18 protein-coding genes, 1 tRNA gene, 1 pseudogene and 1 CRISPR repeat array are annotated in these 24979 nt (G+C 34.9%); of the genes and pseudogenes, 12 read left to right on the top strand and 8 right to left on the bottom strand.

Annotated features, from left to right (window positions below; translation table 11 throughout):
- The first annotated feature begins 4 nt into the window (after positions 1-4).
- Both DXC23_RS05300 and DXC23_RS12765 read left to right on the top strand, forming a co-directional pair.
- Complete coding sequence (locus DXC23_RS05300; protein ID WP_117705133.1) at positions 5-1015, top strand: Stealth CR1 domain-containing protein; 1011 nt, start codon at positions 5-7, stop codon at positions 1013-1015.
- Between the two features lie 81 nt (positions 1016-1096).
- On the top strand, positions 1097-3397 hold the full coding sequence (locus DXC23_RS12765; protein WP_117705132.1) for a CDP-glycerol glycerophosphotransferase family protein: 2301 nt from the start codon (positions 1097-1099) through the stop codon (positions 3395-3397).
- A gap of 309 nt (positions 3398-3706) precedes the next feature.
- Here the strand turns inward: DXC23_RS12765 and DXC23_RS12640 are convergent.
- Positions 3707-3946: pseudogene (locus DXC23_RS12640) on the bottom strand (NUDIX hydrolase); the annotation flags it as partial.
- Positions 3947-4431: 485 nt separating this feature from the next.
- Between DXC23_RS12640 and cas9 the strand changes: the two are divergent.
- The 9 genes from cas9 (at position 4432) to DXC23_RS05250 (ending at position 16881) form a co-directional block, all read left to right on the top strand.
- Positions 4432-8397 carry a type II CRISPR RNA-guided endonuclease Cas9 gene (gene cas9, locus DXC23_RS05285; RefSeq protein WP_117705131.1) on the top strand — a complete coding sequence of 1322 codons (3966 nt, stop codon included), beginning with the start codon at positions 4432-4434 and terminating at the stop codon, positions 8395-8397.
- A gap of 134 nt (positions 8398-8531) precedes the next feature.
- Positions 8532-8945 carry a type II-A CRISPR-associated protein Csn2 gene (csn2, locus tag DXC23_RS05280; protein WP_117705130.1) on the top strand — a complete coding sequence of 138 codons (414 nt, stop codon included), beginning with the start codon at positions 8532-8534 and terminating at the stop codon, positions 8943-8945.
- 72 nt (positions 8946-9017) lie between these two features.
- Positions 9018-11426: a CRISPR direct-repeat array (repeat unit 36 nt; unit sequence GTTTGAGAATAGTGTAATTTCATAAGGTAGTAAAAC).
- 244 nt (positions 11427-11670) lie between these two features.
- On the top strand, positions 11671-13275 hold the full coding sequence (locus tag DXC23_RS05275) for a hypothetical protein (RefSeq protein WP_117705129.1): 1605 nt from the start codon (positions 11671-11673) through the stop codon (positions 13273-13275).
- Complete coding sequence (locus DXC23_RS05270; protein WP_117705128.1) at positions 13235-13432, top strand: hypothetical protein; 198 nt, start codon at positions 13235-13237, stop codon at positions 13430-13432. Before DXC23_RS05275 ends, DXC23_RS05270 begins: the two co-directional genes overlap by 41 nt.
- 13 nt (positions 13433-13445) lie before the next feature.
- Positions 13446-14567 (top strand): cysteine desulfurase family protein, encoded by a 1122-nt coding sequence (locus DXC23_RS05265; protein WP_117705127.1) that lies wholly within the window; start codon positions 13446-13448, stop codon positions 14565-14567.
- Between the two features lie 123 nt (positions 14568-14690).
- Complete coding sequence (locus tag DXC23_RS12415; RefSeq protein WP_147580692.1) at positions 14691-14864, top strand: nucleoside triphosphate pyrophosphohydrolase; 174 nt, start codon at positions 14691-14693, stop codon at positions 14862-14864.
- Positions 14848-15219, top strand: a complete 372-nt coding sequence (locus DXC23_RS05260) for a hypothetical protein (protein ID WP_117705126.1) — start codon at positions 14848-14850, stop codon at positions 15217-15219. Before DXC23_RS12415 ends, DXC23_RS05260 begins: the two co-directional genes overlap by 17 nt.
- A gap of 249 nt (positions 15220-15468) precedes the next feature.
- Positions 15469-15544: transfer RNA gene (locus DXC23_RS05255), tRNA-Trp, on the top strand.
- Positions 15545-15936: 392 nt separating this feature from the next.
- Complete coding sequence (locus DXC23_RS05250; RefSeq protein ID WP_117705125.1) at positions 15937-16881, top strand: radical SAM protein; 945 nt, start codon at positions 15937-15939, stop codon at positions 16879-16881.
- A gap of 76 nt (positions 16882-16957) precedes the next feature.
- On the opposite strand, the gene DXC23_RS05245 is transcribed toward DXC23_RS05250, so the two are convergent.
- From DXC23_RS05245 to DXC23_RS05225, 5 genes are all read right to left on the bottom strand, one after another.
- Positions 16958-18175: a site-specific integrase gene (locus tag DXC23_RS05245; protein ID WP_158552446.1), complete on the bottom strand. Its 1218-nt coding sequence runs from the start codon at positions 18173-18175 to the stop codon at positions 16958-16960.
- A 174-nt stretch (positions 18176-18349) separates the two neighbouring features.
- On the bottom strand, positions 18350-19708 hold the full coding sequence (gene mobP3, locus DXC23_RS05240; RefSeq protein ID WP_117705123.1) for a MobP3 family relaxase: 1359 nt from the start codon (positions 19706-19708) through the stop codon (positions 18350-18352).
- 3 nt (positions 19709-19711) lie between these two features.
- On the bottom strand, positions 19712-20113 hold the full coding sequence (locus DXC23_RS05235; protein ID WP_117705122.1) for a hypothetical protein: 402 nt from the start codon (positions 20111-20113) through the stop codon (positions 19712-19714).
- Between the two features lie 139 nt (positions 20114-20252).
- A complete protein-coding gene (locus DXC23_RS05230; protein ID WP_242997428.1) occupies positions 20253-20612 on the bottom strand; it encodes a helix-turn-helix domain-containing protein in 360 nt (119 codons plus the stop codon).
- Entirely contained in the window at positions 20609-20818 is a 210-nt protein-coding gene (locus tag DXC23_RS05225) for a helix-turn-helix domain-containing protein (RefSeq protein ID WP_117705120.1), read from the bottom strand. The genes DXC23_RS05230 and DXC23_RS05225 overlap by 4 nt, the downstream gene beginning before the upstream one ends.
- Before the next feature lie 130 nt (positions 20819-20948).
- Between DXC23_RS05225 and DXC23_RS05220 the strand changes: the two genes are divergently transcribed.
- Positions 20949-22460, top strand: coding sequence for a DUF6076 domain-containing protein (locus DXC23_RS05220; RefSeq protein ID WP_117705119.1), 1512 nt, complete (start codon positions 20949-20951; stop codon positions 22458-22460).
- A gap of 51 nt (positions 22461-22511) precedes the next feature.
- On the opposite strand, the gene DXC23_RS05215 is transcribed toward DXC23_RS05220, so the two are convergent.
- A complete protein-coding gene (locus DXC23_RS05215) occupies positions 22512-23672 on the bottom strand; it encodes an ADP-ribosylglycohydrolase family protein (protein WP_158552444.1) in 1161 nt (386 codons plus the stop codon).
- A gap of 56 nt (positions 23673-23728) precedes the next feature.
- Positions 23729-24976 carry a hypothetical protein gene (locus DXC23_RS05210; RefSeq protein ID WP_117705117.1) on the bottom strand — a complete coding sequence of 416 codons (1248 nt, stop codon included), beginning with the start codon at positions 24974-24976 and terminating at the stop codon, positions 23729-23731.
- Between the last annotated feature and the right edge of the window lie 3 nt (positions 24977-24979).

Here is a 24979-nt window from a genome sequence, read left to right as displayed (position 1 = left end):
ATGTATGGAAGAGAAAAACACAAACCCGATTGACTTTGTAATAATTTGGGTTGACGGCAACGATAAGCAATGGCAGGCAGAAAAAGCTAAATATGACGGCAAAACCATTACCAATGCAAACAGCGAGGTGCGTTTCAGAGATTGGGACAATCTTCAGTATTGGTTTAGGGGAGTGGAAAAGTTTGCCCCTTGGGTAAATAAAATCCATTTTGTCACATGGGGCCATTTGCCAAAGTGGCTTGATACCTCAAACCCAAAGCTAAACATTGTAAACCATAAGGATTACATTCCAAAGGAGTATCTTCCAACCTTTAACTCGCACACTATTGAGCTTAATTTGCACCGTATAGAGGGACTTGCCGAGCAGTTTGTGTATTTTAATGACGATATGTTCATTACAGCACCCACTAAGCCGGAGGACTTTTTCAAAGACGGCAAGCCTTGCGATACCTTTGCGCTTGACTGCATTTGCTTTAATAAGGACAGCGCAGGCTTTTTTAACGGCGCAGATGTTTCTGTAATCAATGACCATTTTGATAAAGAAAAAGTTTTTAAGCGTGATTGGAAAAAATGGTATGACAGCAAAAACGGATTTAAAAACCATTTAAAAACAACTCTGTTGTTGCCTTGGCATTGGTTTCCGGGATTTTATTATCAGCACACACCGTCAAGTTTTATGAAATCAACCTTTGAAGAAATTTGGGAAAAGGAATTTGAAACGCTTGACGCAACCTGTAAGGATAAGTTCAGAAAAACAGGCAATGTAAACCAGTGGCTTATGAAGTTCTGGCAGTTGGCGGCAGGCAATTATACAGTCCGCAAGGACAGCTTTGCCTATTGCTATCATGTTAAGGAATATAACTATCCCGATTTGTGCAAGGATATTCCGTCACAAAAGCACAATATGATTTGTATTAATGATACAGCCGAAACTACGGATTTTGAGGTGAAAAAGCAGGGCGTTATAGACGCATTTGAAAAGCTCTTGCCTGAAAAGTCATCTTTTGAGCTGTAATATAATTTTGTTTATTTGTTTTGTATTTTGCGGTTTTGGTAGTTTACCAAAGCATAGACCATATACTAAAGGAGTAATTTGATGGGTAGAAATTTTATATGGCTGTTCGGCGAAAATCTTGCCGCAACCTCAAATAATAACTCATATTATTTTTGGAAACAGGTAGTAGCTCGCAGAGATGGTATTGACAAGTACCTTGTACTTGAAAAAAATGCCGCCAATAAAGCAGCCTATGCCTCTCTTTCAAATGAAGAGAAGAGCTTTGTCGTTTGGAAAAATACAGTAAAGCATTTTAAAATTTATTTGAATGCCGATATGTACTTTGTTTCTTTAAGCTACAAGGACATTACTCCTACAAAGCTCGGCTTTTTAAAGACAGAATTTTTCATTGAAAAGCCTCTTATTTACTTACAGCACGGCACACTCGGCATCAAAGCTATTGAATATAAGGGCTATGGCTACAATAATAATATGTTCCGTTTTTTGTATTACAACAAGAACATTAAGCCCACTCTTATGGATTACAATAAATTCAAAGATTATCAGCTTTACTACGGAATTTATCCGCCACGCTACATTGAGCTTGTAAAGCGCCACAAGGCTTACCACTCAGAGCCGAAAAAGGGCAAGGATATTCTTTGGTTTATGACTTGGAGAGAGTACCTCGGCGACAACTATATGACTCAAATGCTTATGCATCAGATAAAGGGCGTGCTTTCGAGCCAAAAACTTGCCGATTATCTTGAAAAAACAAATTCAACCTTTACGGTTTGTTTGCACCAGTTCTTTGATGAGGAAAAAATCGAAGAATTTAAAGAGTGCATTAAAACCGACAAAATCAAGTTCATTCATTCGCACAAAACAGATGTGCTTGATGAGCTTGCTAAAAACGATGTGCTTATTACCGACTATTCATCGGTAGGCTTTGACTTTACGGTGCTCAATAAGCCTGTAATTTTGTATCAGCCTGATTTGAAGAATTACCTTGCAAAGCGTAACCTTTACTGCGAGGTAGAGGAGCTTGAGCAGTGCTCTTACACAAAAGCAAGACAGCTTGTTGACGCTATTGCCGACGAAACCTATACGATAAATCCGTTCTTTAAGTCAAGACTTCCCGAGGAAATCGACTATGACTTTATCGAGAGCGGCGCTCATATTGACAGAATGTATGAGGAATTTTCTACAATTCAGAAGAACAAGGTTACATTCCTCGGCTACAATTTCTACGGTGTGGGCGGTACTGTTTTTGCTACTCGTTCGCTTGCAGAGGCTTTGCTTGAGAAAAACTATCTTGTAGAGCTTTTGTCGCTAAAGTGCACCGCAAAGCCAAAGGAAATGCCTTACGGATTGCAGCTTACAGCATTGTATAAGGCAAATTCACGCCGTAAGATCGAGCTTTTAAAGCGTGGCTTTTTCAGATGGAAAGGACTTTACGGTCACCTTGACTGCGATTGCAGTAAGCAGAACCTTTCGCCGTACTCAGGTATGGCAATGAGGAAAAAACTTGAGAATATCAACAGTAAAACCGTAATTTCCACAAGAGAGTCGCTCCACCTTTTCCTTAATGACGCAACCTCCGAGAAGATAGAGGAGAAGATATACTTTTTCCATTGCACTGCGGCACTTGTAAACGAGCTTTTCCCTGATATTGTTAATAAAATGGAGAAAATCGACATTGGCAAGGCAGTATTTGTAAGTGAGGAAAACCGTCAGCTTTACCTTGATAAATTTAATTTCAAAAATTACAAGGATTATATCGTGCTTGGCAATACACTTGAGTCAAGCCGTAGTGTGGCAAGAGAGGATATAGGCGCAATAGAGGAGAATGTAAACTCCAACAACCCTGAAGAGCCACAGCGTGACTACTTCCTCGGTATGTATTTGCTCAGAATCAGCCACGAGCGTGAGGCTGATATTAACAACCTTATCGGCTTTGCAAAATATCTGAAAGAGCAAAAGGTTGACGATATTGTAATTGATGTTTACGGCACAGGTGATTATCTCAACGAGTTCCTCGATAAGATTTTTGACAACGAGGTGGAGGACTATATTTGCTATTGCGGCGAAACCTCGAACCCTAAAAATCAGATGAAAAATCACGATGCGGTTGTAGATTTCACACTCAACCATTCGTTTGGTATGCCGTACATTGAGGCAATACTCAACGGCAAAATGGTATATTGCACAGAGAACACAGGCTCAAGAGAAGTATTAAATGGCATTGACGGCTGTATCTATACTTCATATGAGGACTTGCTTAACAAAATCCGCAAGTTCCCTGAGGTTACAGACGATCAGCTCAGAGATAACTACGATAAAATCAGCAAGGTTTATTCCAGAGAAGTTCTCGGCGAAAAATTTGTTGAATTTCTTGAAAAATAATATTGTTATATCGGTAAATCGGCAACACTTAGCGGTGTTGTCGATTTTTAGTTAAAAATTTAAAATTCAGGTCAATGGTTTAGAAAAATGTAGTTTAATTTATTTTCAGTAGGGCACTAAGCAAGAAAAAAGCAAGACTATTCGTACCAAAAGACAAAAAAGTTTGGTCAACCTTTTCAAAGGTTGTGGGTGTGGGCAACGCCCACAAAACTTTAATCTATTGCAAATTTTTGATAGCCAAACGGCTCGCCGTTTGGTGGCTGAAACAAATGGCGTATGTGATCCACTGTTATTATTAAAGAAATTTTAATGAATCACCGCAAGCCTTTCTATCTCATAATGAATACCCGTTTCCTCAAAAACTTCTTGCAAAACAGCACTTTCTCCCATATGAACTCCACTGCCGATAGAGTAGTAATATTCATTTTCGTTGCCTGCAAGAGTACACATCCGTTTTCAATTATAATTGCCGCCGTTCTCTGTACCTGAACCAATGCCCTCACAAGTAAAGCAACAGTCAGGCTCCTTTTCGTTATCTTTTCCGCTCATAATATCCTTCAATTTGAATTGTTTGCATAAATTGTAAAGGTAAAGTTAATCAATTTTTATTTTATAAAAAATTAAAATTCTACGAGCAAAGTCCTGATTATTGGACAGCTAAAATGATATAATTAATCAGAGTGTATTTAAGAGTAAATATAAATGTTAAATAAAAGCACATTAAATATATTTCTAATTATAATAATATATAAAAACAGGCTGTAAAAAAATAAAATTATGTTGAATTTATTGTAAAGAGGTGATACCATATAACAAAAAGGACTTTATATGACAATATTTAGCAAGGGGCGGAAATATGACAAAATAAAAAGGACCTGATAAATCAGATCCTTTAATCACACACTGTGATGGTTGCAAAAGCAACGATTTGAATAAATTTTTATTTGAACTCATAGTGTAATCTCATAAGGTATTGAGATTATCTAAATTATATATCTAAAAAATCAATTTGTCAATACAAAGGAGTTAATTTTATGAATGATTATTATGCAGGCTTTGATATGGGTACAGATTCTGTTGGCTGGGCGGTAACCGACCCTGACTATAATTTATGTAAATTCAAGGGCAATGCTATGTGGGGCATTAGACTTTTTGATGAAAGCAATACTGCCGAAGAGAGGAGGGGCTTTCGCACCTCAAGGCGAAGAACCGAAAGAAAAAGGCAACGCATTGAATGGTTGCAAATGCTTTTTGATACAGAGATTGCTAAGAAAGATATAGCGTTTTTTCAAAGGCTTAAGGAAAGTAAATTATACCTTGAAGACAAGTCGACAGCTGTACCTTATGCGGTTTTCGCAGATGAAGATTTTACAGATGTAGATTACCATAATCTTTACCCGACTATTTATCATTTGCGCAAAGAGCTGATTTTGAGCAGAGAGCCACACGATGTAAGACTTGTTTACCTTGCGTTACACCATCTTATAAAGAACAGAGGTCACTTTTTATTTGATAATATGGGCTCAGATTTTGAAAAAGAGTCATCGTTTGAAGTGCTTTTCTCTAATTTACAGGAGTACCTTTGTACCGAATATGAGCTTAGTCTTGAGTGTACCGACTGTACTCAAATTGCCGAGATTTTAAAGGATAAAACTAAGAGAAAAACCGCAAAATCATCCGAAATTTGCAAAATGCTTGGTATCAGTAAAAAAACTCACCCAAAGCAGACGGCGGTAATTTTACTTCTATGCGGACAATCTGTAAAGCTGGCAGATTTGTATGGTGACGATAGCTATAATAACGAAGAAAAGCCGTCAATTACTTTTGAAAAAGGATACGATGATAATGAAGAATATTATCGTGACTTGCTTTTAGAGCGTTTTGAGCTTATTGAAAAGGTAAAGGCTTTATATGATTGGGCAGTCCTTGCAGATATTCTAAAGGGAGAAAAGTATATTTCTTTTGCAAAGGTAAAGACCTATGAAGAACATAAGAGCGATTTACAGCAATTAAAGAGTTTTGTAAAAGAAAAATGCAAGTCGGAATACAATGAGATTTTCAGAGAAACAAAGGACAAACTTAACAATTACACAGCTTATTGTGGAAAATTTAAAGAGGACGGAAAAAACGGAGCTATTATTTACAGAACAAATCAGATTGATTTTTGCAAATATTTAAAGGGAAAATTTGATAAGCTTGATAAAACAGGCTATGAAAGTATGTTTGAAAAAATTGAAAACGCAACTTTTATGCCTAAAATAGTAATTAAGGATAACGGCGTAATTCCTATGCAGGTGAACAAAAGCGAGGTTAAGGCAATTCTTAAAAATGCGTCAGAATATCTTGATTTCTTAAATGATGCAGATGAAAACGGAGTTACCGTTGCGGATAAGATTTTGCAAATATTTGAATTTCGTATTCCATACTATGTTGGCCCTTTGAATAATAGTAGTGACAAGGCATGGCTTGTGCGCAAAGAGGGTAAAATATGTCCATGGAATTTTAAGAGTGTTGTTGATGTGGATAAATCGGCAGAAGAATTTATAAATAATCTTACTGCAAAATGTACCTATTTGCCTGATAAAGATGTTATACCTAAAAACTCGATTTTGTACTGCAAATTTATGGTGCTTAACGAACTCAATAACTTAAAAATTGACGGCAAAAAACCTGATGTTAGCTTCAAGCAGGCAGTATTTAACGACCTGTTTATGCGCAGGAAAAAAGTTACACAAAAGGCGCTGAGGGATTACATTAAAGCTCAGACGGGCAACACTCCCGAAATCACAGGAATTGACGGAGATTTTAAGGCGAATATGCGTTCTGCGCTGGAGCTTAGTATTTATAATTTAACAGAGCAGGATAAGGAAGACATAATCAAAGCTATAACTATTTTTGGCGATGACAAGAAGTTGTTAAAAAGACGAATAAAAATGAAGTTTTCCGATAAATTATCGGAAGATGAAATTAAGAAAATCTGCAAACTAAAATATAAAGATTGGGGAAGATTATCTCGTGAATTTTTAACAGAAATATACGACTTTGATACCACAACAGGCGAGTGCAAGGACAATATTATCAACACTCTTTGGAATACAAACGATAATCTTATGGAGCTGCTCGGCTCAAAATATAATTTTGCCAAAAGTGTAGAAAATGCAGTGTTGGGTTCTACACATAAAGCATCAATAGAAAAAATGATAGAGAATATGTATGTATCGCCAAAGGTTAAGCGCCCTGTATATCAGTCTATGAAAATTATGCAGGAAATCGTTAAGGTAAAAGGCGGTGCGCCTAAAAAGATTTTTGTTGAAATGACAAGACATGATGGCACAAAAGGTGATGCAGGTCGTACAAAATCAAGAAAAATACAACTTGAAGAACTCTATAAAAAATGCAAAGAGGACAGCGGAGAACTTTGGGAAGAACTTGAAAAAACAGAGGATGACAGATTTAAGCAGGACAAGTTGTACTTGTATTATACTCAAATGGGCAGGTGTATGTATTCGGGCGAAAGTATTGAGCTAAAGGATCTTTTCAACAATAATCTTTATGATATTGATCATATTTTCCCTCGCTCAAAAATCAAAGATGACAGTCTTGATAATCGTGTGCTTGTAAAAAAGCAGATAAATGCTCATAAGGATAACGATTATCCTCTCGATGGCAGTACGAGAGAAAAGATGAAAAATCATTGGCAGTATTTGTATCAGCATAATTTTATATCAAAAAAGAAATACGAAAGATTGACCCGAGTTACTCCTCTTACAGATGATGAACTTTCGGATTTTATCGCAAGACAGCTCGTAGAAACTTCTCAATCAACAAAGGCTGTTGCAACGTTGTTTAAAACTTTGTATCCGAATACAGAGATAGTTTATGTTAAGGCAGGTTTGGTAAGCGAATTTCGTAACGAGTATAAGTTTACCAAGTGCAGAGATGTCAACGATTTGCACCATGCAAAAGACGCATATCTCAATATAGTGGTGGGAAATGTTTACAATGTTCGCTACACACACAACAAATCTATATTTATCAAAGGCTTGCAGACTAAAAAGTACAGCCTAAATAAAATGTTCACATTTGAAACAAAGGGAACATGGGATATAGAAAATTCAAAATCTATTTCCACAGTTAAAAAGAGTATGCATAAGAATAATATTTTATTTACAAGATATTCTTATGTGCAGAAGGGCGGCTTGTTTAAAATCAATCCTTTAAAGAAAGGTAACGGACAAGCTCCTTTGAAAAAAGATTTGCCGTTAAGTGATATTAGTAAATATGGCGGATACGATAAGCCGACAGCAGCATATTTTTCATATGTTAAATACGATGGTAAAAAAGGCAAGGAATGCAGACAGCTCGTTGCTATTGATAATTATTTAAAGAAATACTATGAAGAAAATCCGACAGAATATCTTACTGCAAGGCTCGGACTAAAAAATCCTGTTGTGCTTATTCCAATAGTAAAATATAATTCGTGTATAGAAATTGACGGTTTCAGAGTACATATGAGTGCTAAAACAGGAAAATATATTTCCTGCAAGCCTGCAACTCAGCTTGTCTTAGACGCAGATAAGGAGGCTTATGTCAAGAAAATAAGTAAGTTATTGTCTAAACCCGAAGAATGGAAAATAACGAGCTTTGACGGAATAAGTGAAGATGAAAATATCGCTTTGTTTGATGCCTTTGTTGACAAGATGACAAATACCATTTTTAAAGTGAAATTTGCCGATATGGGAAGTAAAATCAGTTCTCATAGAGATAAATTTGTTTCGCTTGATGTCAGAAAGCAGTGTTATGTTTTAAGTGAAATTTTAAAAATAATACACTGTAATGTTGTTACAGGAGATTTAACATTTATTAATGAGGCTAAGAAAGCAGGGGCAATAAAATTTGGTATGGTAGTGACAGATTTAAAGGGCATCAATTCAATTAAGCTTATAAATCAATCTGTAACAGGTTTGTTTGAATCAAAAGTTGATTTATTAAATATTTGATAAAATAAAAGGAGGCGAGCAGCGGTGAGTTGGCGTACAGTTGTAATTACTAAAACTTCAAAGCTCGATTATAGTATGGGGCATTTGGTGGTGCGAGATGTTGAAAGCACTACAAAAATACATATCAGCGAAATATGTGCAATGTTAATTTATTTAATGAAATTAATAACTTGCGTGAGTGTTGCAACAATATATGCGAAAGCTTGGCTAAAGAGTATGACTTCGATTTTGATTTTTGTAATAATATAGAAACATCTGCATTTTTAAAATTGTTTGCTTTTACACCACGCAACGATTCTGAAAACAGCGCAGAACGATTGGTGAGATATTTGAAACTTCTTAAAAATTATCTCGGCATAAAATGTTTTCTGTTGCAAAATCTCCATTTGTATCTTAATGACGAAGAAATAGAAATGATTTTATCATCGGCAGTTGCACATAATATTTGCATTGTAGATATAGAAAATTCTGTTCCTGCCAAAATTTCTAAATCAGAAAGTCTTATAGTAATTGATAAAGATTTATGCAAGATTGTTGACAAAAATTAGTTAATGTTTTACAATTATCTTATGAAATTACCATGCACATTATAGTGGGTGCATTTTATTTTCAATTTTGAGGTTTGAGAATAGTGTAATTTCATAAGGTAGTAAAACGATAATGATATTGATGTTACGCTGATTGACGTTTGAGAATAGTGTAATTTCATAAGGTAGTAAAACTTAGCCGCTGTCAATGTAGCTCCCATTTTGTTTGAGAATAGTGTAATTTCATAAGGTAGTAAAACTGGGACAGGACTTACAATTCAACAGCGCCGGTTTGAGAATAGTGTAATTTCATAAGGTAGTAAAACATATTTTTCGCCGTTCGGAGCATACGGCTTGTTTGAGAATAGTGTAATTTCATAAGGTAGTAAAACAACTGTCACCTATTGCTACAACACTATGAAGTTTGAGAATAGTGTAATTTCATAAGGTAGTAAAACAGAGATGCTCAGAGCTGGCAAACTTATTTCGTTTGAGAATAGTGTAATTTCATAAGGTAGTAAAACTTTCAATCGTACATATTCAAAAGCTGTAAGTTTGAGAATAGTGTAATTTCATAAGGTAGTAAAACTTAAATTCGTATTTAATGTTATTCTCTGTTAGTTTGAGAATAGTGTAATTTCATAAGGTAGTAAAACTGTACTCAAATTGTTCCAGGTTATCAAGGTGTTTGAGAATAGTGTAATTTCATAAGGTAGTAAAACAACAACAACGCAAGCAATAATTATAAGCGTGTTTGAGAATAGTGTAATTTCATAAGGTAGTAAAACAAACGGTACAGACGGTAAAGTTGTTCAAGGGTTTGAGAATAGTGTAATTTCATAAGGTAGTAAAACAGTCATTATAAAAACTCTCGGATTGAAATAGTTTGAGAATAGTGTAATTTCATAAGGTAGTAAAACCGATTTTGGCAAAGTAAAAGCCTCGATTGTGTTTGAGAATAGTGTAATTTCATAAGGTAGTAAAACAAGCGGTTTTGACAGCACAAGAGGCTGAACGTTTGAGAATAGTGTAATTTCATAAGGTAGTAAAACTTATATTCTTGTGGTTTCTCTCGTGTTGGTGTTTGAGAATAGTGTAATTTCATAAGGTAGTAAAACTCCGGCATCCGCTATACTGTCAGTCCATGTGTTTGAGAATAGTGTAATTTCATAAGGTAGTAAAACGATTGACGGGTCGCAAGTAAACGCTTTTGTGTTTGAGAATAGTGTAATTTCATAAGGTAGTAAAACGAACTGCAAGGTCTCTTGACCTTTTCACTAGTTTGAGAATAGTGTAATTTCATAAGGTAGTAAAACTGTTCTTCAGGAATAAGTATATACTGTACAGTTTGAGAATAGTGTAATTTCATAAGGTAGTAAAACCTTTAACTTTGTGGCTTGTTGCAGTAGCAGGTTTGAGAATAGTGTAATTTCATAAGGTAGTAAAACTTAGAAAGTATCACCGACGGTCAGTGGAATGTTTGAGAATAGTGTAATTTCATAAGGTAGTAAAACTTTATCATAAAATTTATAAGTATGGTTATTGTTTGAGAATAGTGTAATTTCATAAGGTAGTAAAACTGTATGTTTGGCAGTTCGGAGTGGGTGATGTTTGAGAATAGTGTAATTTCATAAGGTAGTAAAACATAGCACTGATTATATTCCTTCTCTTTTTGGTTTGAGAATAGTGTAATTTCATAAGGTAGTAAAACCCAAAAGAGCAATCAAAAGTGCAATGCAGGTTTGAGAATAGTGTAATTTCATAAGGTAGTAAAACTTAATATACACTCAATAATTGTTTTTGGTAGTTTGAGAATAGTGTAATTTCATAAGGTAGTAAAACTGCTTGCGAACACTGTCAACAAGTATTGCAGTTTGAGAATAGTGTAATTTCATAAGGTAGTAAAACTGTTCACCTGATATGGATATAGACGATTTAGTTTGAGAATAGTGTAATTTCATAAGGTAGTAAAACTGTCAACGGTGTTCTCTCTAATGTAAGTACGTTTGAGAATAGTGTAATTTCATAAGGTAGTAAAACACCTTCTTTATTTTTATTAGCAATCAAAGCGTTTGAGAATAGTGTAATTTCATAAGGTAGTAAAACCGCCGGAATAGCATAGTAGCAAAGGCTTATGTTTGAGAATAGTGTAATTTCATAAGGTAGTAAAACAGGTAAACAGCGGTATCCGCAAAAAGACCGGTTTGAGAATAGTGTAATTTCATAAGGTAGTAAAACCTCATATATTCTTTACTCTTTGCCGTTCTAGTTTGAGAATAGTGTAATTTCATAAGGTAGTAAAACATAACTGATGTGATTGTTTCTGACGGACTTGTTTGAGAATAGTGTAATTTCATAAGGTAGTAAAACTATAATATGCAAATTAAAGCGATGACAGATGTTTGAGAATAGTGTAATTTCATAAGGTAGTAAAACAACAGCAATATTGTCGGTCATCTGTTACAGGTTTGAGAATAGTGTAATTTCATAAGGTTTAATAAAGTGATAAATAATAAAATTATATTTCGCAAATTGCAGTAGCAATTTGCGTTATTTTTATATTAAACATATTATATAAAACTGTTGGTGAAATTTTGTAACAACAGGTTATTGCAAATAATTGTAAAAAATGATAAAATAATACATATTATACTATGTTTAAATAATATAATCTATACAAAATTGTGAATTTTTATAACGACTATGTAACGGTTATTCAGATGAAATCAAAAAAGGAGAGAGTACTATGGCAGAAACTAAACAGGAGTTTTATAAATGGCTTGATAGTTCTGTCCGTTCAGCCGATATTCCTCGTGTTAAAAAGCTATGCGATTTAGTTGATACATACAGTAAAAGTAACAGAAAACTCGGCTATTCGCTATTTGAAGTTACCAACGCAGATGATGTATATAAGGTGATGAAAGTCGTTAATAAAGATGTGGTTTTTAGGGCAAGAAACAGTAGGCAAATTCAAAAAATTGATAGCGCCTTGAACGAATATTACCGATTTTTTATAAAATATATTTCGAGCTATGCTTTGGATAAGAAAAGTAATCCAAACATTGGCGATAAAACAGATAAAATTTCTTGTGCTGGTCAAACAGCCTTTTTTAATGCTCTTTTAGAGCAGTACAGAAAGATTTTGTCGGCTAATTATAAAAAAGGTTTTAGACTTAATGATAAATTAAGTCTTCGAAGATTTCGTATTCAATGGCAAAATACTTTTGAAACCGAGTTGCAGTATGATGATCAAACAATTTGTGATCATATTCAAAGCATAACCATTAAATATGGCAATATGGCGTATCTTCCCGAAGATATGCTTGGTGAAGCGGCAAAGCAGAGGTTGCTGAAATATATCAGTGACACTTTTGAAAGTGGTAAAAATATAATTTATTATGATTCGCTTTACCGCAATTTTGCAGACGATTTTGCACAAGGCAGAATAAATAGTGTTGATATGCTGAAAACATATCTTATATATATCAATCGCTCAAATATGTATTTTTTAAAGAAAAACTTCATTGCAAGCGGAGAAAATGTTGAGGCAGATGAGGCGCAGGAAATTCGTGATTTTTTAATATCAAGCGGAATGCCTGTAAAAACAGAGGACATTGTTTTGGCGCTTTCTCATATTTCAAACAGCAAAATAAAGAATATAATTTCGGGTTCAAACAGTGACGAGTTTATCAGAAATAAAAAGGGCGAGTATTTCCATGCAGATATTGTCGAGCTTACTCAGTATGAAATAGATTTAATTGCAAGGTGGATAAGCTTATCTATTGCAGATAAAAAGTATATGGGAGGCAAGGAACTTACCGATACTATCGAAAGTGAGTTGCCGTCTGTTATGGAGAGGTATCCGTATTTAACCGGTATTGGACTGAGAGATGTAATTGGCTATAAACTCAAAGATAGGTTTTCGTTCAAGGGTAAGATCATCAGCACTTTTGGCGAAAAATTATCTATGAGCGATGTTTTTGCAACATTTGCAAAAAATCACAATCATTTTACATTAGAACAGCTTGATATCTTAAAAGAAGATCTCGATACTTCTATTTATTTTGAGCCTGTATATGAAAATTCCTTGAGAATAAGTAAAGACGAGTTTGTTTCAAAATCGCAGGCGAAATTTGATGTTATCGCTACCGATAATGTATTGGAGCAATTTTGTATCGGAGATTATGTTAGCGTAAAAGATGTAGATTTATTTGGCGGATTTCCAAATGCCGGTTTTCCATACTTGACCCAAAGGAATACAAAACCGAAAGTAAAAAAATGCCTGTTTTCAAACTTAAAGAGGACTACTAATGAAAAAATATTGCATAAGCTGCGGATTACAAAATCTTGACAAAAATACTGTCGGTATCAATAAAAAACTCTTGGGCACACAGGCCGATACATTTTATTGCTTGGATTGTTTGGCTCAGTATTTGGATACAACGGTAGAGGATTTGCTCGATAAGATAGAAGAATTTAAAGACGAGGGTTGCAAATTATTTGAATAAGGCGGTGTTATAAATGATTTATGCCGATAATGCAGCTACAACAAAATTAGACTTAGATGCTTTTAATGCGATGCGCCCGTTTTTGCTTGAAGATTACAGCAATGCCTCTCAGCCTTATTCGTTTGCCAAAGCATCAAAAAAGGCACTTAAAAACGCAAGGGAAAGTATAGCCAAATGTATTAATGCCGAACCTAATGAAATATTTTTTACTTCAGGCGGCACAGAAAGCGATAATTGGGCGCTCAAAGGAATTGTGAATTTACACAAGCCAAACAGTGTAATTATTACCTCTGAGTTTGAGCACCACGCAGTGCTTAATTCCTGCAAATATCTTGAAAGCTGCGGATACAAAGCAAAATATATTCGCCCTACAAAAGAAGGCTTTATAACTCCAAAAAGCCTTAAAAGCGCAATATCAGAAAACGCAGTGCTTTCTTCGGTTATGATGGCAAATAACGAAATCGGAACAATTCAGCCGATAAAGGAATTGTGCGCCGTTGCCCATGAAAATGGTTTGATTTTTCATACCGATGCAGTGCAGGCATTAGGTCATATCAGAGTTGATGTAAAAGACTTAAATATTGATATGCTGTCATGTTCAGCGCATAAATTCAACGGGCCTAAGGGAATAGGTTTCCTTTATATTAAAAATGGAGTTGAAATACAGCCGTATATAAACGGCGGCGCTCAAGAGGGCGGTATGCGTGGCGGAACGGAAAATATTAGTGCGGTAGTAGGAATGGCGAAAGCCTTGGAGAAAAATATTGCCGCAATAGCTGAGAATACAGAGCATTTGCAAAAATTGGAGCAAACAATAGTGCATTTGCTGAGCAGTGCAAAAATTGACTATATTCGCAATGGCGCACAACCGCAGATAAGCGGCAATCTCAGTCTTTCTTTTAAAGGCGCAGAAGGGGAAATGTTGTTGCACCGTCTTGATTTAATGGGAATAATGGTGTCAACGGGTTCGGCTTGCGACAGCCAAAATACACAAATTTCTCATGTACTGAAAGCTATCGCCGCACCTAATGAATATGCAAAGGGTACAATCCGAATATCTTTAGGCAAAGACAACACAACCGACGAGGCAGTAAAGATTGCTAAGGCATTAATACATATTTTAAAGGGAAAATAAACAATAATAGATGTAATAGTCTAGAAAATCAAGGTAATAATTTTGCACTATTCATAAAAATTATTGAAAATTCACTGCATTATATTATAATATTACATATATTATATAGCGTGGTGATAGCTTTTGGGTGAAAAGCTCTATAATAAACTTGTTCGTGACCGCACTCCGGAAATAATCAGATCAAACGGAGATGAGTGTTCAATAGAAATTCTCGATGATGAAGAATATATTAAAATGTTGGACAAAATGCTTGACGAAGAAGTTGCAGAGTATCATGCAGATGACCTATTCCTATAAGCCGTTGCTTTTGAAAGCATTTTTTAGATTTGCTGACGATGAGGGTAAGGCACAATTTTCTGATATTGTAGATTATTTTGATAAATTCTATAAAAAACGCAGAAATAATGGACTCGTTGCCGAGAAAAAGGGAAGTATTTATTCTTCAAATAATTGCAGTAAAAAACAGATTGAAAATAATATCCTACGCTTTCCGTTTAAACGATTCTATGATATGAATTTTATGGAAATCTCATGCAATCAAAAATACATATATTTAAACCCCCAAATATACAATCGCCTTTCCAAGTCGGATATAGAATATATCTTAACCGTTTGCGATACAAAGCTGGATGAATATTATAGGAATTTGTAAGTATAAAATAAAGGGATTGACGCAATTTGAATTTCTTGCGCATTTCCTTGTTTTCCTAAAGCAAAGATATTGTCCGTTCTTTAATATGATGTGCTTAGCTTTGCATATTATGAAGTATCAATCCGTTTGATAGTATGTTATTTGGTATTCTGATTTAGATACAAAATAAATATTAAATTTTCAAAAAATCCTTGACAAATTATGCGAAGTTTGATATAATACATCTTGTCTTGAAAATAAAATAGATATAGGGGTATAGCTCAGTTGGTAGAGCAGCGGTCTCCAAAACCGCGTGCCGAGGGTTCAAGTCCTTCTGCCCCTGCCAAGTAAAAACGGCTTAAACACTGCGTTTAAGCCGTTTTTTGGAATATAAATATGTGCGGAATGTGGTTTGTCAGACCGATATTTTCAGCTGATTTTTTGCTAAAAATCGTTATCCGGCGCTAATAATTCCAACCTTTCCGTCAGCTGCATCATCAAAATAGCATCAATTTATAAGCAATATTATTTACAAAAATTTTAACTATGCTATAATCAAAATAACAATCATACTATTTGTAACAGGAGGGTATTATGAGCGTCAAGCGTGTTTTTGCGTCCTTTTAATTTAGATAATAATTAGGAGGACGCAAATTGGAAAAGATAAATAAAAAGTTAATTTTAGCAGTTGATATGTATGGTTGCCCAAACAGATGCAAGCACTGTTGGCTTTGACATATGAATAACAAGAATATGAAAGAAAGCGACGATGGATTTATTGTCAACTTTTTCAAGCCATATTTTAATTCAATAACATATTACAGCTGGTTAAGAGAACCCGACTTTACGGATGATTACATTAATCGTTGGAAACGAGATAATCAAATTTCAATAAATTCAAAGCCTCAGCGTTTTGAATTGGCGAGCTTTTTTCGATTAGTCCGTGACAAAAAATATGTTCGTTTTTTAAAATCGCTTAATGTCAATTCTGTTCAGCTCACATTCTTTGGACTTAAGAAGCTAACTGACAAATATGTCGGAAGAAACGGAGCTTTTGAGGAACTGCTACAAGCAACTGAAATTCTGATTAACAACAAAATCGCACCCCGTTGGCAGGCATTTATTAATCAAGAAAACGCTCAAGAAATAGTCGGGATTTTGAAATTAAGTGAAACGCTTAACTTGCGTGAAAGATGCAGGGCGTTTAACCGAGATTTCATCTTCTTTGTGCATTCAGGCTCTTGTGACGGTGAAAACCGTAAGCTGTATGATATAAGAATTAACAAAGAAGATATCCCGAAAGAGTTAATTACATATTATCCCGATTTAAAAAATATGTATGCAGAGTCAGAACTATGCAATATGCTAAAGAATGACTACTCCCATTTTGTATATCACAATGATAATGATATTGTTCTGAATATTTCAAATGAGTTTGATGTTTATTTTAATTTCACTCATATGCTTGATAATTGGAAAATCGGCAATCTGAAATTAAACAACCCTGATGAGATGGTCAAAAATATTTTAACCGAAAATATCCCTGCGCTTAATATTGCGCGAGAAATTACTATTGCAGAGCTTGTAGAAAGATATGGAAATTTTAGATCGCATAAGATTTTTGATAGCTATGATTATAAAGCTTATCTCTTAAATAAGCATATTGATAATGTATGTAGTTAGTATTTCCGGTTTTTATAGGTAAAACAAAAACTAACATCGGATTTGAAGTGAAGTTCAAGTCCGATGTTTTTTCGCCTTACAATTCAAACCCATCCGTTATCCCATTAAATTTCGTCAAATCTCTTTTTACATAATACAGTTCGGTTATTTCCGAAGTTGTATGGCCGAGTAAGTCTGCAACCTGTCTTGGAGTTAAGGATTTGATTGAGCCGACAGGTTGCTTTATTCCGTTTACAAGGTTGGTGGCGAAGGTGTGGCGGAGCGAGTGCAAACCTTTGGTTTCTATACCTGCGGCTTTGAGGATTCTGTAATAGCGTTTTCTGAAATTTACAGGTCTGGTGAAATTGCCGTTTTCATCGGGTATCAGCGGTGAGTCTTCTCCGAAGTAGAATTCTTTTCTCAAGTCGAGTATCATTTCTATTGCAGCATCGTTCAGCGGAACATCTCTCTTGCTTGTGGCACTTTTGAGCTTGCCGACTTTTATTTCTCGTCCTTTTTCTGCTGTGACGCCGTCACGCTTTGATATTTCCTTAACACCTCTGTTCAGGTGCATAACCCTGTTTTCAAGGTCAATGTCGCTGTTGATAAGTCCCAGCACCTCGCCTGTTCTCAATCCAGTATTCAGCATAAGGATATATGCGGCGGCTTGCTGATATTTTCTCTTGCCGTTTGAGAATGTACTGAACGCTTCATCTTTGAATATTTTAATCTCTTCCGGCGTGAACACCGTTATGGTTTCGCTCGTCGGAAGATTTTCTTTCTCCTGCGCCGCCAGAAAGTTGCTCTTTTTAATCATCGGAGCACTTATCATAGGATTTCTGTCAATATACTCTTGTTGAGTAAGATAACGGAAATACTCATTCAGCACATTATGTACCTTCTTAACCGTTGTGTAAGCATAACCCTCGTTCATCTTATCATTGAGCAACTTTTTAATGTCAGCCGACTTAACATCTCCGACTACCTTTTCACCGATATACGGATAGATTTGATTTTTCGCTGTACATTCGTATCTGTCATATGTAGTACGTTCAACAGACGGAAACTTAAATACCTCAAGCCAGTTCTGCATACTGTCTTTCAGTCTTTTCTTTGTTTCTTGCGACTCAATTATTGAGTCGTTGAACACCGCAATATATTCCGTTATTTTCTTGTTGACTTCGGCTTTTGTTGTACCGGAAAAGCTCTTCCTTTTTCGTTCGCCTTGCTCATCCATATACCAAACAACACCGCCCCAACGACTATCCGTCCTTTTGAAAGCGTTGCCGTTAGTAAGTAATTTTCTTGTTGACATAACATCAAGCCTCCTTTTCAAGTACAACAACATACCATAAATTTATCTGAATATCCAGACCAAATTTTAATTTCTCAAAAACCGTCTGTGTCGGTTTAAATTTAAAATTTCGATTACTTTCCTGCTGATTGCAACAAAATCGCAACACGGGCAGCACACGGCTCAACAGAGGGATTACATTGACATTGTAAATCCCTGTTCCTCGTCATTTTCGATTTCATTCTGATTAACTGTTCTGTCGGTTTTAAGTCCGTGGGCAAGTTTTTTCTCTTCAAGCTTGGATTTTAGTTTGCTGTCAACCTGACCGAATAATTTAGTTCGTTTACGCCTACAACTGTTTGCAATAAGTTTTGCAAGCGTTAGAACTATTCCTGAAACATAATGTTCAACACTTGATTTATCCATTTTCTTTGTCGTGGTTGTCTGTGAAATCAGATTAACCGACTTCAAAACGTAATTTTTAATGCTTCTAAATTCCTTGTTATCTTCAAGCGGTATATCAGGTTTTTCTTTATCGTAGTACAACGACAGCTTTTCTCTGTTGATTTCATTCCACTTTAAATAGAGCTTTGACAAATTTTTATCCTTTGCAAGTTCCACCACAATATTATTGACAGTTTCCTTGAATGATTTGGGAAGGTAACCATACATCAACCTGCCGTTGTAACTTTTGAGCTGTTCATCAAGTTTTCTAAACAGCTCAACCATTTTATCGGAAACATATACGTCTGAATCAATATTTGCAACTAAATCATCAATTACATTTTTTGCTTCGTTTTTTAGCTCGTCACGGATTTCTGTCTGCATTTCAAACAGCTTGTACTGTTCGTTTCTGAATATATCATTACCAAATACACTTCTCATACTTTCTATGCCTTGGTTGGTTAGATAGCCTTGTCCTGATTTAGAATATACCAGAAGATGTATGTGTGGATGATATGTTGTGTTATGAAATGCTCCGTACCATTGCAAGTCGCTTGGCTCTATCTTATGTGCTTTGGCAATTTCAAGTACATTCCTTCTCACAAGACTTTTCCATTCATTTGCATTGTTGTAGCCAAGTCTTTCAGCATCTTCTCTTTTAAGACTTATCACATGAGTCCACACAATTCCATTGTGATTTGAAACTTCTTCAGCAACCTCTTCAAGATTTATCTTCTCGTCAGTTTGAGAAAACAATCCGTGTTTACTTAACTTCTCAACACCCGGTCTTTCTGCATAATATGAAACTAACTTTTTAACACCGCCTATCCTGTCTGCGTTGCGTTCAAGAAATTTGTTGAGGAATTCTGTTGCGTTAGACTTTGTCTTATTTTCAAGATATGCTTTCAGTTCAGGATAATCCCAAGCTTCAGGAACGGTTTTAAGTGCAGTACATATTAAATTATTTTGTTTTTTAGTTGCAGGGGCATTATCAATACCATTCGGTAGTTTCTCAACACCCTCACGAGTGCCCATATATTTTATCAGCTTACCTGCATTTGATGATGCAGGATTTTTAATGTATCGACTTGTAAAAATTATTTTAGGCATTTATTAACCTCGTTGGAATTTGTACGCATCTTCAAAGGTGATGATACCATTGTTCCTTGCGACTTCTTCTGCACAAAGCTTATTAAGTGCCGACAATGAATGATTATCAATCTTATTTGTTGCCGCAACAACATTGCTCAGCTTTGCTTGTTCAACAGCCATCTTGAACAGCATTTCAGAAACATTCTTTTCCACGCTTTCAATTTCACTTTTAATGGTTTGTGCAAGGATAGGAGAAAGATAATCAATGCATTTTTGTTGATGAAGATAACCGATATAGAAATTAACTGCCTGACAGACAAAATCACTTTTTGAAGTTGCGTTTGCTGTATCAAGCATTTCTGTCATTTCTTCTACCATTGAAGGCTTCATCCAATAGGCATATTTCTTTTTATTTTCGCTCATTTTTGATAGACCCCTCAAATCCTAATTTTTGACATACTGCAAAACTGCATAACAGTCGGCTCTGCCGTCTGATGTGACGCCGTGGGGAGACGCCCCACTTTAACCTGCTTAAAATAATTTCTTCGAAAAATCGGCTCAATTATGCGTTCCTCCGCAACTGCTCACTATGAAAATAATCAATGGCTTCTGCAATAGGACGGATAGTATAGAGCAAGGTTCCGTTGCGTTTTCGTCCGTCTTTTGTAATTACCTCTGTTCTCTCGGTAGAGATTAAATGCTTATCTTCAAGGCTTTGAACATATTTTCTAACCGTATTCTGACTCATTTTCAGAGCTTGTCCTATTGTTTTATAACTCGGATAGCACTGATATGTTTTTCGATTTTCACATCGCAATAGAAAACTATACACGGCAATCTCTCCCGATGATAGACCAAGACAGAATATTTCATTCGGCAGAGTAAAGTAATGGCTTGCACTATTTTTAGAGTTATATCTCAAATACTTCCTCCTGTATTCTGCTCCACCCATTCACGGAACTTTTCTTTTGGAACAACCATTCTTGAACCTATTTTCAGAACAGGGAAGCCCTTTGATCTGACCAATTCATATGCACCTGTCTTTGATATTCCAAGTACCTTTGCAATCTCCTGCACCGATAACATCAACGGAAGTTCATCATAGCTTTTGTAAAAATTCTCATTCATCTTCATCACCTCTGATTTTAGGGTAACAGAAAATTGACAGTCAGACAATAGAATTGTATAATCTTAGTTGGAGTGATGTTGATTATCGAAAATCTAAAACATTTACATTTTCTAATTTTGGGAGCAAATTATGAAGAAGGATTACTCAGAATATAAACATACAGATTATGAAAAATATAATATTGCAAGGCAAAGCAACAGCTATGTGTACTATGATTTCTTCATTAACTTTGCATCATTCGATCCGGACTCGAAGTTGTTTTCAATCAAAGTTGATAGGGTTAATGAAGACCTTTCAATGAAAGAGGCTATTGATGAATTTGAAGAACTTGAACACTCACTTAGGGATGTTAATCCTGACATTTTATCTGATGAAGATATAGCTGATGATGAACAAAATAGAGTTGAAGGCTTAGAGAAAAACAAAGCCTTGCGAGAACATTTCTCTGCAAAATATAATATTGACTGGGATGAGAGTGACGAGTATTTTCAAGATCTTATGGATGAATATGAAATAGAAAAAGAAGAGCCTCTTCATAATGTGCTGAGTGGTACAGTTATTAACCTGCAAATAGGTGAGGGAATTCTTGATTTTATCTATGCAGACTTTAAAACACCATTTAAAGAAAGCTACGGATTTGTTTCTGCTTTTGATAACTTAATTAAAAACAGCGAAGAGAAAAATCGCTTTGAAATCAATGAAAAACCTGAAAAAATATACAACTGCAATCAGGAAAATGTTGAAATGTTTTTCAGATATACAGACAGCAAACTTTTCATTGAGAATATAGCCAATGCGTCTTTATACTCAGCAGTTTGTCCTCCTGTGTTTTTGAAAGAAAACTTACCTGTTGAAGGTCTAACTTGGTATTACAACTATCTGCTTACATTACAGAATGAGTATAAGGAGCTAATAGAATTCTGTTTTGACGAAGACTTCTATCCGGAGGTAATGGAGAAAATCAAGCCGGCTGAAAGGTATTATCTTTACAAAATAATACATAACCAGCCTCTGACAATTCAAAGAGAGGAGTATTTTAGTTACAGCAGAAGCAATCCCAATGGAAAAATCCTGCCGATTCATTTATCTCAAGAAGATTTTCTCAGCAGAGTTATGAATGAATATGAGACGACTGAACAGCATAAGGAATTTCAGAAGAAATATAATTTGAGTGACGCCGTGATGGAAGTGTTCTGTCGCTTTCCTATTTCCCCTAATACAAGTTATAAATTCAGGAATATCAGGAAAGCACTTGAACTTGAATTTACGAAAATGCTTGAACAGGATATTCGCTTCAGAAAGTGCAAACGCTGTGGCAAGTGTTTTATTATGAAGGGCAATTACAACACAAACTACTGTGACAGAATTGCAGAGGGTGAAACTCGAAACTGTCAGGATATTATGGCACTTGAAAATTACAAAAAGAAAATGGCGGACAACGCCGCCATTAAGATTTATAATAAATATTACAAGAGATATTCCGCCAGAGTTAAGGCTCATACTATACTTGAGGATGATTTTAAGAAGTGGAAATATGAGGCTATAACCAAGCGAAATGAATGTATGGACGGAAAGCTGACAGAGGAAGATTTTATCAATTGGATGGATAGTTGCTTCCCTAATAGGAACAGAAAGCATTAAAATACAGACCAGAAAATTCGACAAGCCACGGATTTTTTTCATGGCTTGAAATTATTTATTGTATGATTTGTAGATTGTATTTTTTACGATATCAAAAAATTCTTTGCATAAGAAGGCGGCATGTTTATCAAGTTTACACTTGCAAAAATCCGCAATATATGAAGGAATTTCTTTATAGTAAGCTTCTGCGATGCTTCCTGCCATGGCAGCAATTGTGTCTGAATCACTTCCATATGAAATTGCAAGTTTTATGGCTGATTCAAAATCGGTACTTTCTAAAAAAGCAGCAACTGCCAAAGGAACTGTATCCTGGCAAGTTACGCTATAATTACTTTTTTCACGCAATACTTCAACTGATAAATTCAGTTCGGAATAACCAAATGTATGAATTATATATTTCTTAATTCCATTTTTTGATTTTTCGTTTCTTGCAAGAAATATTGCGGCGGCAATGCACATTGCTCCTTTCTCCCCTTCTGGATGATTATGAGTTATATCAGCAGACAACTTTGCAAAACGCATAGTTTCTTTCATAGTATCAAAAAACCATCCAACTGGACTTACTCTCATTGCAGAACCATTTCCAAAACTGTTATAAGGTTCGTATTCATCAATCAGATAGGCTTTGTTGCACCATTGCCAAAAATTAAATCCGTAGTCCAATGATTGATTTTTATATTTTCTGCAAACATAATCAACCGTTCTTTTTGCTAACTTTTCTTTAAAGCAATCATCATTTTCATAATCATTCAAATCATGTAACAGCCAGTCAGCAACAGCGGGGATCAACACAGTGTCATCGGTGAAATGACTCCCGCCTCTAAACAAATCAATTTCTGAAATATTATTGTATTTCTTCTCTTCAAACTCAAATGTTGAACCCAAAATATCTCCGCAAATTGCACCGAATATATTACTGTTAGTTCTGCAAGCATGACAAAGAAAACGCTCGTCATCAATAATCGTGTATTTACTTTTAATTCCAAAGGCAATACATTTGTCAATATATGAATTGTCTATACAGGGATCTTTATAAATAATGTAAGAGTCCGAGCATAATTCATATATGACTTCTCCACGAGGATAGAAGTCATATTCAACTTTGTATTTGCCCTTATATAATTCATCCCAGACTTCTTTATGAGTTTTAGAATATCGGTATATAGCACCTTCTTGTTTTCCTTTAGTGAAGTGTTCGCTTTCAATAATCAATTCATCTCCGACGAGAAAAAATATTTTTACCATAATATTCCCAATATTTCATCAGATTATATGTCAAAAGTATTTTTGAATTTTTCAATACTGTCATCATAAGTTTTATCTGATGAATTTATGAATATTGAATTAAATTCAGGTGAGTAAAAACATTCATAATTCTCTATGTAAATGATTTTTCTATTGTCATTAAATTTATAAATTTTATTTTTTGTAAATCTGCATTTTTTATAGACTATACATTCTTTTGTTTTTGGATTTTCTTCAAGTATATTTTTAATCATTTCATAAGAATGTACTGTATTGTTATCAATATTATAAAATTCAGCAAGTTTATTTTTCAGGTATGAATTTTCATTAAGAGTTTTATATAATTCGCTTTTTGAAATAATATAAATATTTGTATTTTTATATTCTTCTTTTAGTCTGTCTGCTTCTTCTTGTGACCATTTCCCCGAAAAAAGATATATTTTTTCATAACTATCTTCTTTTGCGTATCCTTTGGGGTCGATACTCTCTTGATTCTTAACCTGACAGGTTATAGGTTTTCCAATTTTGCTCACAAAGCTAAACTCATAATTTTGTTTATTAACCTTACATGAGGATGGTAACAGTACATAACCGTTTTCTCGGTGTTTGTCGTATATAAATTGGCTTACAAGATCCTCAAGCTCCATATAATTAAGTGTCGTCACAAAATTGCTTTCATTTAAAAATATCTTTGGTATGTTAAAACCGCATTTATTTGATTTATGCTCATAAAGGGAGATTATCAAAGCTTTTAACCTTAAATTGGATACCTGTTGAATTGTTGAATGGTATTTTTGAGAAAATCTTCCTACAATTTCAGATGGGATTTTTTCTTCATTTTCAAGTTCAATCCATTCATCAACATTGCATCCCCACGACAACCTATTAGCACCATCAACGAATAATCTTTGAATATATTTTGCGTTTCCTATAATTCTGCCGATGTAATAATGAGAGTTTTTTAAACGCATAATGACAAAATCACCGTCGGATATCTCTTGATATGAATTGAGAGCAGATTTATATGGTTCATTGCGGTATTCTTCTTTTTCTTTAGCTTTTGTTTCATATATTTTTTTGCTGAAATCGTCTAACTTTGCATTATCCGGTATATCAGTAATTATATCAGTGCCCCAGCCCATACCAAAAATCTTATGTTCTATGCAAGCCTTCTGAAATGGCAAAACCTTAAATGAATCTCTTTTTTTCTCCGAAAATGGCATAAGGTTTACAATCCAGCATTTTACTCCGTGCAAATAAATAGTATTCATAAT

The organism is Eubacterium sp. OM08-24 (genome assembly GCF_003438075.1).
Lineage (GTDB): Bacteria > Bacillota > Clostridia > Oscillospirales > Acutalibacteraceae > Ruminococcoides.
This window is presented reverse-complemented; position numbering and strand designations above follow the sequence as displayed.